At 66.1% G+C, this 14,470-nt stretch carries 13 protein-coding genes; 6 read left to right on the top strand and 7 right to left on the bottom strand.

Annotation, left to right across the window (positions count from 1 at the left end):
• Positions 1-13: 13 nt before the first annotated feature.
• On the top strand, positions 14-577 hold the full coding sequence (locus tag QRQ56_RS02310) for a nitroreductase family protein (RefSeq protein WP_198963839.1): 564 nt from the start codon (positions 14-16) through the stop codon (positions 575-577).
• A gap of 63 nt (positions 578-640) precedes the next feature.
• Positions 641-1,909: a serine hydrolase domain-containing protein gene (locus QRQ56_RS02305; protein ID WP_438737372.1), complete on the top strand. Its 1,269-nt coding sequence runs from the start codon at positions 641-643 to the stop codon at positions 1,907-1,909.
• Here QRQ56_RS02305 and QRQ56_RS02300 read toward each other — a convergent pair.
• Positions 1,895-4,357, bottom strand: a complete 2,463-nt coding sequence (locus QRQ56_RS02300) for a putative bifunctional diguanylate cyclase/phosphodiesterase (protein ID WP_438737370.1) — start codon at positions 4,355-4,357, stop codon at positions 1,895-1,897. The two genes, QRQ56_RS02305 and QRQ56_RS02300, sit on opposite strands and share 15 nt — an antisense overlap.
• Positions 4,358-4,939: 582 nt before the next feature.
• Entirely contained in the window at positions 4,940-5,791 is an 852-nt protein-coding gene (locus QRQ56_RS02295) for a LysR family transcriptional regulator (protein WP_438737368.1), read from the bottom strand.
• 104 nt (positions 5,792-5,895) lie between these two features.
• Between QRQ56_RS02295 and QRQ56_RS02290 the strand changes: the two genes are divergently transcribed.
• Complete coding sequence (locus tag QRQ56_RS02290) at positions 5,896-6,888, top strand: zinc-dependent alcohol dehydrogenase family protein (RefSeq protein ID WP_438737367.1); 993 nt, start codon at positions 5,896-5,898, stop codon at positions 6,886-6,888.
• A gap of 106 nt (positions 6,889-6,994) precedes the next feature.
• Here QRQ56_RS02290 and QRQ56_RS02285 read toward each other — a convergent pair whose 3' ends face one another.
• Both QRQ56_RS02285 and QRQ56_RS02280 read right to left on the bottom strand, forming a co-directional pair.
• Positions 6,995-7,234, bottom strand: coding sequence for a hypothetical protein (locus QRQ56_RS02285; protein ID WP_438737365.1), 240 nt, complete (start codon positions 7,232-7,234; stop codon positions 6,995-6,997).
• Between the two features lie 611 nt (positions 7,235-7,845).
• A complete protein-coding gene (locus tag QRQ56_RS02280; RefSeq protein ID WP_438737363.1) occupies positions 7,846-8,919 on the bottom strand; it encodes a hypothetical protein in 1,074 nt (357 codons plus the stop codon).
• A gap of 273 nt (positions 8,920-9,192) precedes the next feature.
• Here QRQ56_RS02280 and QRQ56_RS02275 point away from each other — a divergent pair, with 273 nt between their 5' ends.
• Positions 9,193-10,239 (top strand): patatin-like phospholipase family protein, encoded by a 1,047-nt coding sequence (locus tag QRQ56_RS02275; protein ID WP_438737362.1) that lies wholly within the window; start codon positions 9,193-9,195, stop codon positions 10,237-10,239.
• Here the strand turns inward: QRQ56_RS02275 and QRQ56_RS02270 are convergent, their stop codons facing one another.
• A complete protein-coding gene (locus tag QRQ56_RS02270; protein ID WP_438737360.1) occupies positions 10,240-10,668 on the bottom strand; it encodes a CBS domain-containing protein in 429 nt (142 codons plus the stop codon).
• Positions 10,669-10,859: 191 nt separating this feature from the next.
• Positions 10,860-11,681 carry a rhomboid family intramembrane serine protease gene (locus tag QRQ56_RS02265; protein ID WP_438737358.1) on the bottom strand — a complete coding sequence of 274 codons (822 nt, stop codon included), beginning with the start codon at positions 11,679-11,681 and terminating at the stop codon, positions 10,860-10,862.
• Positions 11,682-12,142: 461 nt separating this feature from the next.
• Between QRQ56_RS02265 and QRQ56_RS02260 the strand changes: the two genes are divergently transcribed.
• Both QRQ56_RS02260 and QRQ56_RS02255 read left to right on the top strand, forming a co-directional pair.
• Positions 12,143-12,697, top strand: coding sequence for a PAS domain-containing protein (locus QRQ56_RS02260; protein ID WP_438737356.1), 555 nt, complete (start codon positions 12,143-12,145; stop codon positions 12,695-12,697).
• A 153-nt stretch (positions 12,698-12,850) separates the two neighbouring features.
• The gene (locus QRQ56_RS02255; RefSeq protein WP_438737354.1) at positions 12,851-13,984 is read left to right on the top strand and encodes a DJ-1/PfpI family protein; all 1,134 of its coding nucleotides are present in this window, start codon (positions 12,851-12,853) and stop codon (positions 13,982-13,984) included.
• Between the two features lie 47 nt (positions 13,985-14,031).
• On the opposite strand, the gene QRQ56_RS02250 is transcribed toward QRQ56_RS02255, so the two are convergent.
• Positions 14,032-14,418: a COG4315 family predicted lipoprotein gene (locus QRQ56_RS02250; protein ID WP_438737352.1), complete on the bottom strand. Its 387-nt coding sequence runs from the start codon at positions 14,416-14,418 to the stop codon at positions 14,032-14,034.
• Positions 14,419-14,470 lie beyond the last annotated feature (52 nt).

Here is a 14,470-nt window from a genome sequence, read left to right as displayed (position 1 = left end):
AGAGGATATCGCAGTGCCCGATGCCATCGAACTCCTGAAGACCCGACGCTCGGTCAAGCCGCGCGAGATGACCGGCCCCGGCCCTTCGGCGGCCGAGCTCGAGACCATCCTCACCATCGGCGCGCGCGTGCCCGATCACGGCAAGCTCGCGCCGTGGCGCTTCATCATTTTCGAGGGCGATGCCCGCGCGCGTGCCGGCGAGGTGATCGCCAAGGTGTTCGCCCGGAAGAATCCCGGCGCTCCCGCCGCCGACGTCGAGACCGAGCGCAAGCGCCTGATGGATGCGCCTCTCGTGATCGGCATCGTCAGCTTCACCAAGCCGCATCCGAAGGTGCCGGCGTTCGAGCAGGAATTGTCGGCGGGCGCCAGCGCCATGAACATCGTCACGGCTGCCACCGCGCTCGGCTACGGCGCCTGCTGGCTGACCGGCTGGTTCTCGTTCGACCGCGACGTGCTCGACGGGCTCGGCCTCAAGCCGGACGAAAAGCTCGCCGGCTTCATACATGTGGGCACGCCGACCAAGCCGAGCGAAGACCGTCCGCGGCCGTTCCTTTCGGAAATCGTGACGCGTTTTTAATCGAAGGCGTGTTGACGCCTTCCGCATCTTGCGGCTTTGATCCCGCCGTGGAGGAAGCTGCGGATGAGACGGCGTGAATTCCTGGTCGGGGCCGCAATGCTCGCCGGTTCGATGGCGCGAGGCCGGGCCGCGGACATCCCCGCCCCGTCGCCGGACGGCCTCGACCGCATCACGGCCTATTTCAACGACGAGGTCGGAAGCGGTCGCCTGCCGGGCGCCGTGATCCTGGTGCAGCAGCACGGCAAGCCGGTCTATCTCAAGACCTTCGGCGTGCGCGACACAAGGACGGGCCTTGCGATGACGCCCGACACGATCTTCGCCATCCACTCGATGACCAAGCCGATCACGTGCCTCGGCGCGATGATGCTGATCGACGAGGGCAAGCTCGCGCTGACCGACCCCGTGTCGAAATACGTTCCGCTGTTCAACGACACCAAGGTCGGCCTCGAGGTCACCCTGCCCGACGGCAAGCTAGAGCTCGACCTCGTGCCGCCGGTCCGCCCCGTCAACATCGAGGACCTGCTGCGGCACACCTCGGGCATCAGCTACGACTATATCGGCGGCAAATGGGTCGAGCAGGCCTACAAGGCCGCCAACATCTTCGAAGGCGGTTTCAACAACCGCGAATTCGCCGACCGCATCGCAAAGCTGCCGCTGGCGCGGCAGCCGGGAACGCTCTGGCGCTACGGCCATTCCACCGACGTACTCGGCGCCGTCATCGAGATCATCTCGGGCCAGACGCTGTACGAATTCCTGAAAGCCCGCATCTTCGATCCGCTCGGCATGACCAGCACCAAATTCGCGCTGGCGACCGAGGACGAGCTGGCGCGGATGGCGCGGCCGCTGCCGAACGATTTCATCCTGCTCGCCGCCGAGCGCGAGCGCCTCGACCATCCGGAATGGCAGTCCGGCGGCGGCGGCCTGCTCTCGACCATCACCGACTATCAGCGCTTCTCGCAGATGCTGCTCAACGGCGGCGAGTTCGACGGCAAACGCTATCTGAGCCCCGCCGCCTTCAAGGCGATGACGACCGATCATATCGGGCCCGGCTCCGGCGTCGGCCGCGACTATTTCTATTTCCCGGGCGACGGCTTCGGTTATGGCTACGGCCTTGCGGTGCGGACCGATCCCGGCAACGCGAAGCCGCCGCCGCCGGGCTCGCTCGGCGAATTGAAATGGGACTCGGGCAGCGGCACCTATTTCGGCGTCGATCCCAAGCTCGACATGGTCTACCTCATGATGCAGCAGACCCAGAACGAGCGCAGCCGCATCACGCCCGCCTTCAAGGCGCTGGTCTATGACAGCTTTCCCGAGGGCTTACGCCGCCCGTGAGGCGCGCTGGCCGAAATCGGCGAGCAGCTTTGCGATCTCGGCCGCCGGCCGCGCCGCGCTGAACAGAAAGCCCTGCACCTCGTTGCAGCCCTCGGCGCGCAGCCAGTCGAGCTGATCCTCGGTCTCGACACCTTCGGCGGTCGTGGTGATGTTGAGGCTGCGGCCCAGCCCGGAGATCGCACGCACGATCGCGCCGCAATCGGGCCGCTCCGCCAGATCCTTGACGAATGATCGGTCGATCTTGATCTTGTCGAACGGGAAGCTGCGCAAATAGCTCAGGCTGGAATAGCCGGTGCCGAAATCGTCCATGGAGATGCTGACGCCCAGCTCGCGCAACTGGTGCAGGATCGCAAGATTGGCGTCGGTCTCGGCGAGGAAGATCGACTCGGTGATCTCGAGCTCGAGCCGCCGCGGCGACAGGCCGGACTGCGCCAGCGCCGAGATCACGATTTGAACCAGGTTGCGGCTGCGGAATTGCGCTGGCGACAGATTGACCGCGACCTTGACATCGGCGGGCCATTTCACCGCTTCGGCACAGGCCTCGCGCAGCACCCATTCGCCCAACTGCGTGATGAGGCCGATGTCCTCGGCGACGGGAATGAACTCCGCCGGCGAGATCATGCCCTTGTCCGGATGGCGCCAGCGCAGCAGCGACTCGAAGCCGGAGATACGGTCGGAGGCGATCGACACCAGCGGCTGGTAGTGCAGCTCGAACTCGCCATTGGCGAAGGCGCGGCGCAGGTCGAGCTCCATGTCGCGGCGCTTCTGCGCCTGCAGGTCCATCTCGCGCTCGAAGAAATGATGCACGCCGCCGCCGTCCGACTTCGCCCGGTACAGCGCCATGTCGGCATTGCGCATCAGCTCTTCCGACGTCACGCCGTCGCCGGGCGACAGCGCGATGCCGATGCTGGCGCCGATCACCATCTCCTGGCCGTCGATGTCGTAGGGCGCCTTCAGCATGTCGATCAGCAGGCTAGCGCAGGCGCTGGCCTCGTTCGGCGAGACGTCAGCGGCCAGGATCACCGCGAACTCGTCGCCGCCGAGCCGGGCCGCGAGATTGGCGCCGCGGACCGCATTGGTCAGGCGTCCGGCGACGTCCTTGAGCAGGCGGTCGCCGACCGGATGGCCGAAGGAATCGTTGATGTTCTTGAACAGGTCGAGGTCGATATAGAGCACGCCGACGCGCTTGTCCCCGGCCTGCTCCAGCGCCTGCTTCAGGCGCTCCTGGAAATATTCGCGGTTCGGCAGGTCGGTGAGGCCGTCATGGTGGGCCATGTGCGCGATGCGCGCCTCGGCCTTGCGCCGCTCGGTGATGTCGACCACGGCGACCAGATAGCCGTCGCGATCGTCGAAGGCGACGCGGCGACCGAAGGTCAGCACCTCGATCTCGCTGCCGTCGGCGCGCAAATGCCGCCAGTTGCGCGAGGAATGATAGGCGTCGCCGAGCCGCTCGAGCGCCTCGGCATGGCTGTCCCACTCGTCCTCGGGCCAGATCTCGTGCAGCTTCATGCGCAGGAAGGTGGCGCGGCTGTAGCCGTAATGCTGGACGGCAGCGTCGTTGACGCCAAGGAATTCCTTGCTCTCGGCGTCGAACACCCACATCGGCATGGGGTTGTTGTCGAACAGCAGGCGGAACGAGGCGTCGCGCCGCTTCAGGGCGGTGACGTCGGAAATCGTCAGCGACACCACGTCGGCGAAAGCGGTGGCGCCGAGGCGGAGGTGCCGGCCCTCGTGCTCGATCTCGAGCTGCTCGCCGCGGCCGCCCGCGACGGTCCTGAGCAGGAAATCCATGATCCCGGGCAAGGCCAGCAACGTGGTCCCCTCGCCGATCCGCCGCCACAACAGGTTGCCATTCGCGGCATCCAGCAGCGCGCCTGCGCTGTTGTTGTGGTGCACGATCTGGAGATCGAACGGCTTGCCACCGGCATCGCGCAGCGTTGCAAGCGAGATCACCGCATCGTCGGTCGCCGCGAAGATCGCATCCAGCAGATTATATTGCGTGCCCCGCTCGTTGATATAGGCACCGACCAGCGTGGCGCCCCAGCGCGAGGCGGTCGGCAGCGCCAGCAAGTCATAGGTCCTGACCATGCCGTCGCGCACGCAATGCGCGCTGGCGTGATGCGGCTGTCCCGTCGCCAGCGCGATGTGTGCGGCTTCCGTCAGCGCCGTGGCGCAATCGGGCGACAGCTGCGCGACCGGAATGTCCCAGCGCTCCTCGCCGAGCCATTTCTGCACGTACCGGCCACTGCGCGACAGTTCGAGCCTGCCGTCGTTCCGCAGCAACGCGATGTGATCAGCCAGCCGTCCGAGACTGCCGAGCATGACGTCCTCGTAGCGCGGCAACCGGTCGCCCGGCTTCAACGCGGCCCGCCATTTGCGCTGAAGCACCGGGATGTCGTCGAACATTTCGGCGGCCGGTTTTCCCGGCATCTTCTTCGCGGCAATCATGGCAGTCCCCAACGCACTTTCACGGCGCATCCAATGCAGGCGCACTTAACGACGTGTAAAAACGACGCAGGCGCGGGTTCCATTCGGCGATTATGACAGTTTTAAGTCAGGTGTTGGTTAGTGCGTTTTAGAGACTATGACGGTGGTGCGAAGGCGATGCGCGCGTGTCTCTCGTGTCCCGGACGCGCTGCAACGCTCTTCGCGTTGCTGCGCAGAGCCGGGACCCAGCAGGCCGCAGCACGCGCTGGTGCATGGGCCCCGGCTCTGCAGCGCACCGCTGAAGAAGCGCTGCGCTGCGTCCGGGGCACGACACCATCGTTTGAACGCGCACTATCTCAACACCGTCATTGCGAGCGCAGCGAAGCAATCCAGGATCTTTCCGCGGAAAGACTCTGGATTGCTTCGTCGCAACGGCTCCTCGCAATGACGGAGTGTGGGGCGAGCGCCTCGAGCATTCAATTTGCATCTTCATCGCAGTGCGTAGGATGGGTAGAGCGAAGCGAAACCCATCATCACACGCCCGAATAGTGATGGGTTTCGCTTCGCTCTACCCATCCTACGGCATCGTGCTCGCCTACGGACTCAGCCCGCCAACCTCTCGATCACCAGATCCAGCAGCGCACGCAGACGCGCGAGGCGTTTCATATCGCGGTGATAGCCGAGATAGGTATCGCGGCCGGGCGGCGGCGTGCCGATGTCGAGCGCGACCAGACGGCGGTCGCTGTCGCCGAGCGGGCGCGGCAGCACGGCGAAGCCGCCGCCGCGCGCGCACAGCTCGGCCTGCACCTGCCTGTTGTTGCTGCGCGAGGCGACCTCCGCATGCGGCAGCATGCGTTTCAGCCAGACCGCATCCGGCATGTCGGCGAACTCCGCGTTCATGGTCACGAGGCGCGCGCCGCGGCCCTCGCCGGCGCGCGGCGGCTTGCTGCCCTTCTTGCCGTAGAGCGCGTAGGGAATGTGCAGCAGCTTTCGCGAGATCACCTCGGGCTCGCTGAACGGCTTGATGCGGAAGACGAGATCGGCCTCGCGGCGCGGCAGGCTGTAGAGTCGGGCATCGGTCAGAAGCTCGACGGTCACGGCGGGGTGACGCTTGCCGAACGCGGCGATCACGGGCGACAGCATCACTGCGCCGAACCAGTCCGACGACGATAGGCGCAGCAGCCCATCGAGCTCATTCTTCGCCCCGGACATTTGACGCTCGAGCGCGAGGGCCTCGTCCTCGATCCGCTCGGCGTGACGCAGCACGGCGGTGCCCTCGTCGGTCAGCACGAAGCCGTCCACGGTGCGCTGGAACAGCGTCTGCCCCAACGACGTCTCGAGCGCGCGAAGCCGCCGCCCCATCGTCGGCTGGGTCTGGCCGATCTTGCGCGCCGCGGCGCCGAGGGTGCCTTCGCGAGCAATCGCCAGGAAGATGCGCAGGTCGCTCCACTCCATCGAAATCGCCTCATGCAAATATGTATGATGATCGTACATATTTGTTGGTTTTCATGCAAAATTTCATGGGCATATTGGGAGCCGACAACGGAGCAAGAACGGTGATGACGACACAATCGACGATGCGCGCTGGCGTGCTGGAGGCTCACAACGCTCCCCTGCGCGTCTCGACCATTTCCCGACCCGAGATCGGTCCGCGCGAGGTGCTGGTGCGGGTGCGGGCGAGCGGGGTCAATCCGCTCGACACCAAGATTCATGCCGGGACGGCCGCGCATGCGCGACACCCGCTGCCGGCGATCCCCGGGATCGATCTTGCGGGGATCGTCGAACGCACCGGGCGCGAAGTGACGCGGTTCAAGGCCGGCGACGAGGTTTACGGCATGACCGGCGGTGTCGGCGGCGTGCCGGGATCGCTGGCCGAGTTCGCCGCGGTCGATGCCGATCTCCTCGCATTGAAGCCGACAAATCTCAGCATGCGGGAAGCTGCCGCGCTGCCGCTGATCGTCATCACGGCCTGGGAAGGCCTGATCGACCGCGCGGGCCTGAAGGCGAACCAGAAGGTACTGATCCATGGCGGCGCCGGCGGCGTCGGTCACGTCGCGATCCAGATCGCGCGCGCCTTCGACGCGGAGGTGTTCGCCACGGGCTCGGCGTCGCAGCGCGCCACCATCGAAGGTTTTGGCGCAGTGTTCGTCGACCGCGACACCCCGGTCGATGCCTACGTTGCGCAGCATACTGGCGGCCGCGGCTTCGACATCGTCTACGACACCGTCGGCGGCAAGGTGCTGGACGCTTCGTTTCAGGCCGTGCGCCGCTTCGGCCATGTGGTGAGCGCACTCGGCTGGGGGACGCACGCGCTCGCCCCGCTGTCGTTCCGCGCCGCCAGCTATTCCGGCGTGTTCACGCTGCTGCCGCTGCTGTCGGGCGAAGGCCGCGCGCATCATGGGGAGATCATGGCGGAGGCGACGCGCCTCGTCGAAGCCGGCAAGCTGGTGCCGCTCGTCGATAACAGGCGTTTCACGCTGGAGACTGTTGGCGAGGCCTATGCGCTGATCAGGGATCACGCCGCCAAGGGCAAGCTGGTCGTCGACGTCTGATCTGGTAGCCGTGACTTGGTAGCCCGGATGAGCGCAGCGACATCCGGGATCGTGAGGCCCCGGGTATCGCTGCGCTCACCCGGGCTACGAAGCTACGAAGCTCTGCCTAGTCCTTGCTGGCCGCCGCGGAGCGGTTGCCCAGATGGTAGGCCTGCGACAACAGGAAGAACAGCGCGCGCTCGCCATGGTACTTGGCGGACGGCCGGGTGCGCTCGAAGCCATCGGCAAAGATCTTGCCGGACTGGTCGCACACCTGCCATCGCCAGCCGAACCGCTTGCGCCTGGTGAGGATCACTTCGAACATGCCGACGAGCTGGTCCCCTGCTCCTGCCGGTCTCGCAGACACGTCGGTCTGCTCCGGCCTCCCCCGATTGACGGATGCCCGACATATATCGCAGCAGCACGTAAAGAGAATAAAATTGATGATCGGAAATAGGTATCTTGCACCGGACTGTGATGAACGCGCGATGCCTCGGAATAAGCCGATGGGCCCGGTGTTTATCGACTTCCGGCGCAGCCTTACCGAGGTATTCAAATCGGTACACAGGGGCGCAAGCGGGGTAAGCAACCACTCACCGGAACTTTCATGCCGACGTCAGAGGCCGACACATGGGCTGAGATGTCCGGGAAAGGGTCGAACTGCACACTTGCTTTGACCAACATACAGGTCAGTGCGCTGTGCCTGAGTTACTCCGGCTTTTCGTGCACTGAATGAGAAGCGCGGTACGATGTTGCGGCGCGAGCGCCTTGCGCGGAGACGGCAGCGCCGAAAACCACGCGCTCGTGCCGCGGACGCAGCGCAGCGCTTCTTCAGTGGTGCGCTGCAAAGCCGGAGCCCGACTAATAACCGATCCGACAGATGGGTTCCGGCTCTGCGGAGCGGCATTTCATGCCGCACCGCGTCCGGGACACGATTTCTGGTGAGGTCGCTAACCGAAAGGACGACACAGCGCGGCGCTAGCGTGCGACCACTTCCACTTCGCCGTCGACGCCGTTCACGACGTTGAAGCCGCGCTCGTAGACCTTGCCCTCGTTCTTGGCGATGGCGCGGTATTCGCCTTCGGAGAGCACGACGCGCGGGAAGGCGCCGATCGATTCCTTGATGACGTCGCCGCCCGGCGTCAGCACCGACCAGGCGGTGTTGGCGAGCGCCTCGCCACCCCTGTCGCTGACCAGCTTGAGCGTGATCACCGCGGCGCGGTGGGTGATGGTGACGTCGGTGAGCTTGCCGGCCTGGACGCGGATATCCGAGCGCACCACCGAGTTGGCATCGCCGTAGTTGGAGATGATGTAATAGGTGCCTTCCGGGATCAGCACGACGTCGCCGGCGGCGACGTTCGGCACCAGCGAGGCGCGCTCGCCGGATTCGAACTGGCTGCCCTTGTAGATCGCGAACGAGATCTGGTTCTGCGGAATGCGGCTGGTGCCGACCCGGCCTTCGATGCGCAGGCCGCCGGCCGGCAGCACGAAGGATTCGCGGTCGGTCTCGGCCTTCAGGCTGACGGTGCGCACCGCGCTGACGAGACCAAAGGCAACGTGCACGACGTAATTGCCGGGCGGCAGCACGATGTTCGGCGTGGCGTTGCGGTCCTCGCGGATCAGCTTGAAGGTGCCGTTCTCGTCGGGACGGTCGGCAAACACGCGCCAGACCAGGCCGCTGGTGATCGCCGGCGTGTCCTTGCCGTATTTGGCGGTCAGCGACAGCACGCCCTGCCCGGGCACGGCCGCATTGAGCGGCGCGGCCGGTGGCACGGTCGAGACCGCGGGCGGCGGCATGCTGGGGGTGGCCGGCTGCATCAGGGTCGGCGGCAGGCTGGGCGGGCCGGCGCCAGGGCCACCGGGCGGCGCCAGGCTGACGGCCCCGCCGGGATCGGGTACCGAAGCCGGCGGCACCGGCGGCGGACGGTCGGAGAAAAGCTGCGCCTGCGCAGCATTTTGGCCGGAGGTAACGAGGCACGCAGCAAGGATTAGCGCCGGCAGCAGCCTGCCGCTGCGCCGCCATCCGATGATGCCGTCACCCCCGCGTGTCATACTCCCTGCTTTTCACCGAAAACGCGGCAAATTCAAGCCTCTGAAACCCCATCAAATACGGGCCTCCCCGGATTGATGGAACCCGGTTGACGCCTGCGTGATTAGTCCGGAGGCAATCGCTCCTCGCCATACTCCTGCCCGGTGCCCTCTCCAAAGCGGCATAAACCATGCTTCGCGCCCGGGATGGCGGAGTGCGGGTGCGGTGCCTAGTCTGACGATACGGGCTTTGGCTTGCCTTGGTTTTGGCTTTGGCCTCGGCGTAGGAGAGTTTCGGTGCTGGACATCTTGAAGGGGCGCGGCGCAAACGGTTCGAACGGCGACAAGATTGGCCTTGGCCCCACCCGCCGTCCCGTCATCGGCCTCGCCCTCGGCGGCGGCGCGGCGCGCGGCTTCGCCCATATCGGTATCCTCCGGACCCTGATCGCCAACGGAATCGTGCCCGACGTCGTGGTCGGCACGTCCATCGGCGCCGTGGTCGGTGGCCTGCATGCGGCCGGCCGGCTCGAGACGTTCGAGGAGTGGGGGCGCAGCCTGCAAGGCGTGCGCAACATCCTCGGCTATCTCGACATCCGCCTCAACGGCTCCGGCCTGCTCGGCGGCGAGAAGCTGGCAAGCCGCCTCGAGGACGCAGTCGGGCAGACCCTGATCGAGGATCTGCCGGTGAAGTTCGCGAGCGTCGCGACCGAAGTCAGGACCGGTCACGAGATCTGGCTGACACATGGCCGCGTGGTCGATGCGATGCGCGCCTCCTACGCCCTGCCCGGCATCTTCCAGCCCATGCTGATCGGCGATCGCTGGCTGGTCGACGGCGCCCTGGTCAATCCCGTGCCGGTCTCGGCGGCGCGTGCGCTCGGCGCCGAAATCGTCATCGCTGCAAATCTTTCCAGCGACATCTTCACCCATTCCACGACGATCTATTCGCACGGCGCGATGCCCGCGCAGGTTGCAGCCGAGCCGGAGGAGACGACCGCCAAGCGGCGCTTCCCGCGCCTGTTCTCGCCCGAGAAGACCATGAAGCGCGAGTTCTTCGGCAGCGCCGGGCGCCCGGGCATCTCCTCGGTAATGGTCGATGCCTTCAACATCATGCAGGACCGCATCACCCGCGCCCGCCTCGCCGGCGATCCCCCGGATCTGTTGATCTCGCCACGGGTCGGCCAGTTCGGCTGGTTCGACTTCCATCGCTCCGAGGACCTGATCGCCCACGGCGCGCGTGCCGCCGAGCGCGCGCTGGAGTCGATCCAGGAGGCGATCGAGGTGCTGGCGCCGGCGCCCGCGGGCCACGCGCCCAAGGAAACGAGCAACGCGGACGAGCAGGCCTGATCAGGCCGTCTTGATGTAGTCGCGCAGGGCTTCCTGCTCGTTCTCGTATTCCTGGACCCGGCGCTTGACGATGTCGCCGATCGAGATCAGGCCGACCACCTTGCCGCTGTCGATCACGGGGAGATGCCGAAACTTGCCTGACGTCATCATCTCCATGAGCTCGGCGACCGTGTCGGTCTCCTTGCAGGTGACGACCTTGCGGGTCATGACCTGAGACACCGGCTCGTCCATCACGCTGGCGCCGCGTTCGCCGAGCACGCGCACGATGTCGCGTTCCGACAGGATGCCTTCCAGCCGGCTCTGGCTCATCACCAGCACCGCGCCGATCTTCTTCTCGCCGAGCAGTTTGACCGCGGTAGCCAGCTTGGCATCGGGCTCGACGCTCATGATCTGGTGGCCCTTGGTATTGAGAATGGAACGTACCGTCATTGTCGCCTCCCTGAATCGGATCCGTCCGCCTTCGGGCGGGTCCGGACTTGTTCTTCGAGTCTTCAACTAACAGTTTCAGCGCCGGTTTCACGCGCGTGCGCTTTGCGAAGCGCAGCCTCTATGGGCTTGTCGCTTCGGAACATTCTTCACGCAAATGATGGATGAATTCGGGCTGCGCCGCAAGCGCCGCTTCAAATACCGTCTGAAACGTCCTGTGATGACGCATCCGCAGCATCGCTTCGCACGCGCGGCACCGGATCGAACAGCGTGAACAGCAACAGGCCGGCGAAGAAGCCGCCGATATGCGCCTGCCAGGCAACGCTGGTGGTTTCGGCATCGATGCCGATCGCGCCGACGCCGAAGATGATGTTGACGCCGAACCACACGGCGAGGAAGCCGACCACGCGCCCGTCGCGCAGCGCGCGCGACAGCGGCAGCGCCGGAACCCGTGCCGCGGTATCGGCGTCCGAACGGTTGAACGACAGGAAGCTGCCGCGGACGAAGGCGAAGCGGATCGCCGCCGCCATCGCGCCCGACACCGAGGCCGAGGCGCCGATCATCGGCGCCACCGCATGCTCGTGGGTGATGAGATGGGCGAGCGCGCCGGCCGCCGCCGTCACCGCCAGGAACAGGAAGAACCTGATCGCGCCGAAGCGCCGCGCCAGCGCGCTGCCGAACGGCAGCAGCCAGAGCACGTTGAAGCCGAGATGGGTCAGATTGGCGTGCAGCAGCGAATAGGTGACGAAGCTCCAGACCTTCGCGCCGGCGCCGCCGGGGATCTCGAGATTGAGCAGCGAGGAATCGTAGCGCTTGGGGATGAAGCCGAAGACGTCGATGGTCCAGTTCTCCAGCTCCGGCGGCAGCAGCACCCGCAGATGGATCACCGCCAAGAGGAGGACATAGGCGGTGAGCGCCGCCGGCAGCGTCAGGATCGGCTCGCGCGGGGCCTCCTCAGGTCCGGCCGGCAGGTCCGGCTGAGCATCGTGCGACGAATCGTGCGGCGGGGAATCCAAGGCAGCTTCGCTTTCAGGCGCGATCGGAGCGATCCCCTTGCAGATAGTCGCCTTTGCCGCCCCTGCGCAAGTGCAAGTGCACAAAAGGAAAAGGCAGGGCCCTGGGAAAGCCCTGCCTGTCCGTGTCGGCCTTTCCGCGCCTCAGGGAAAGAAGGTGTATCCCCACCCCTCCCCGGCCCGTGGCCAAACTGTTTGACGCCCTGTGTACAGACCCCGCCGAGAACCTGGAGAAAGCGGCGGGCTCTGAAACTGCGACCACCATAGCAGCGCGGCGCGCGGGGCAAAGCGCATAGTTAACTTAACGTTAACGACGCAAAGGCGGCCTTAAGGAAGGCGAAAACGCCGCTGCGGCATGGACGCTGCAAATCCCCTCCTGCACAACAACACAAGGGATCGCGGGTGCACTGAAGCGGGACAGGTCTGTCCCTCCGAGGTCGCACCCCCGGGGTAAGCGTTCAGACATGAAACATTCGTCGAGCCGCGCGTTCTTCGCGTATTGGGACAAGAAGCGCGGCGCTGCACGAGCCCCTGACAGGGCCGACATCGATCCGGCCGCGGTGCGCGGTCTGCTCGGCGACATCTTCGTGCTCTCCTGCGAGCCCAATCTCGGCTTTCCCTTCCGCGTCGCGGGCACGCGCGTCTGCGCGCTCGCGGGCTGCGATCTCAAGGACCAGAGTTTTACGGCGCTGTTCGACGATTCCAGCCGCCGCGAGATCGAGGAGATCACGACCGTGGTCGCCGATGAGACGCTGGGTGCGATCGCCGGCATCACCGCCACGCGCGAGGACGGCAGCAAGGCGCATCTTGAGCTCTTGCTGCTGCCCTTCAACGCCCGCCCGCACACGCCGGTGAGCGTGACCGGCGTGCTCGCGCCGTTCGACGACGAATGCAGCGCGCTCGGCAGCTTCACCCTCACCTCCTGGCGCTATCTGCACCAGCCGGAGAAACTGCTGCCTCGCGCGATCCGCAAACTGCAGATCGCACGCGGGCTGATGGTGTATGAAGGGCTGAGGTAGTCTTTCACCCGACGCGCCGCATCGCGCGCGAGGAACCCGCACGCGACAAATCCACACGCGCGCGCATGGCCGTTTTTGCCGGATCTGCGTCATTTCTGATGCCCTTGCCACCCGCTAGCTTCCGCCCCGCGCGAAGCAACGAGGGTGACGAGCATGACGTGGCGCATTCTGGCGTTGAGCGGCATCGGCTGCGTGGCGCTGCTGGCGGCGATCGCCGCAACATGGCTGTTGCTGCTGCCGGGCGCACCGGCGCAGGGAACCGCGCCTGCGATCTCCAGAGAAGAGAGCGAGGCGACGCTTGCGGCGCTGAAGCCGCCGAAACGCAAGCGTCCCCTGATCGCCATCGTCGGCATCAACGACATGACCGAGACGACCGACTATTTGATGCCCTACGGCATCCTCGCGCGCGCTGACATCGCCGACGTCCTCACTCTGGCGACGCGGCCCGGGCCCGTCGCGCTCTATCCCGCGCTGAAAGTGCAGCCGCACGCGACCATCGCCGAGTTCGATGCCGCCCATCCCGACGGCGCCGATTACGTCATCGTGCCCGCCATGACCCGCGAAGACGATGCGGCTGCGCAGCAGTGGATCAGAAGCCAAGCCGGCAAGGGCGCGATCGTCATCGGCGTCTGCGTCGGCGCCATGGTCGTGGCCAACACTGGACTGCTCGACGGCCGGCAGGCCACCACGCACTGGTATTCGGTGCGCGACCTGCAACGGCATTCCGCGATCCGCTATGTCGCCGACCGCAGGCTCGTGGTCGACCGCGGCGTTGCCACGACGACCGGTATCACCGCCTCCATGCCGATGGCCCTCACCCTGATCGAGGCCATCGCCGGCCGCGCCAAGGCGGACGCAGTCGCGCGCGAGATCGGCCTTGCGCAATGGGACGCGCGTCATCGCAGCGAAGCGTTCCGGTTCACGCGTCCCTTCGCGCTGACGGCGATCGCGAATACGCTCGCGTTCTGGAATCGCGAGCAGCTCGGCATTGAGCTGACACCTGATGTCGACGAGGTCTCGCTTGCGCTGATCGCCGATGCGTGGTCGCGCACCTCTCGTTCGCGCGCGCTCACCTTCGCAACCACGGCCGAGGCGCGGATCAGCCGCGGCGGCCTGCGCATCCTGCCCGACCAGGTCGCGGCGGACTGGCCGGCGAAGCTGACGCCGCCGGCCGCAATCGCACTGCCGCCCGCGCGTGCCCTGGAGCAGACGCTGCGCGACATCGATGCGCGCTACGGAGCACGCACGGCCGACTTCGTCGCGATGCAGCTGGAATATCCGAGATAAAGGCGTGCGCCGGCTGCCGCTTGCGACAGCCGACGCACGATGCGCCGTTACGGCATCGCCAGATGCCAGGCGCCGTTCAGAAAACCGTCGCCGGTGATGTCGCCGGGCTTCTGGTCCTTGGCGAAGGTGTAGAGCGGCTTGCCCTTGTAGGCCCACTGCTTGGAGCCATCGTCGCGGGCGATGACGGTGTAGCCGTCGCCGGCCGCATCGCTCGCCTCGGCCTTCAGCACCGGCCAGTTGGTCGCGCACGGACCGTTGCAGGCGGACTTGCCGTCGGCATCCTTGTCGAAAGTGTAGAGCGTCATGCCCTTGGCATCGGTGAGCACGTTGCCCTTGTCGGTCTTGCCGGTCTTGGTCGGCGGCGCGGCGAAGGCTGCGGGAACGATCGCGAGCGAGAGTGCGAGCGTCAGCGCGAGGCGGATCGAGGACGTCATGATATCTCCTGTCATGCAATTGGCTTGCATGGGGTAGGACGCCGCGCGCCGC

Source organism: Bradyrhizobium sp. U531 (assembly GCF_051710265.1).
Classification (GTDB): Bacteria; Pseudomonadota; Alphaproteobacteria; order Rhizobiales; family Xanthobacteraceae; genus Bradyrhizobium.
This window is presented reverse-complemented; position numbering and strand designations above follow the sequence as displayed.

What these genes read in the sequence shown, in the direction of transcription:
- QRQ56_RS02305 (WP_438737372.1), top strand. Translation starts at nt 641, where the DNA reads ATGAGACGGCGTGAATTCCTGGTCGGGGCCGCAATGCTCGCCGGTTCG.
- QRQ56_RS02255 (WP_438737354.1), top strand. Translation starts at nt 12,851, where the DNA reads ATGACGTGGCGCATTCTGGCGTTGAGCGGCATCGGCTGCGTGGCGCTG.
- QRQ56_RS02290 (WP_438737367.1), top strand. Translation starts at nt 5,896, where the DNA reads ATGACGACACAATCGACGATGCGCGCTGGCGTGCTGGAGGCTCACAAC.
- QRQ56_RS02260 (WP_438737356.1), top strand. Translation starts at nt 12,143, where the DNA reads ATGAAACATTCGTCGAGCCGCGCGTTCTTCGCGTATTGGGACAAGAAG.
- QRQ56_RS02270 (WP_438737360.1), bottom strand. Translation starts at nt 10,668, where the DNA reads ATGACGGTACGTTCCATTCTCAATACCAAGGGCCACCAGATCATGAGC.
- QRQ56_RS02295 (WP_438737368.1), bottom strand. Translation starts at nt 5,791, where the DNA reads ATGGAGTGGAGCGACCTGCGCATCTTCCTGGCGATTGCTCGCGAAGGC.
- QRQ56_RS02280 (WP_438737363.1), bottom strand. Translation starts at nt 8,919, where the DNA reads ATGACACGCGGGGGTGACGGCATCATCGGATGGCGGCGCAGCGGCAGG.
- QRQ56_RS02250 (WP_438737352.1), bottom strand. Translation starts at nt 14,418, where the DNA reads ATGACGTCCTCGATCCGCCTCGCGCTGACGCTCGCACTCTCGCTCGCG.
- QRQ56_RS02300 (WP_438737370.1), bottom strand. Translation starts at nt 4,357, where the DNA reads ATGATTGCCGCGAAGAAGATGCCGGGAAAACCGGCCGCCGAAATGTTC.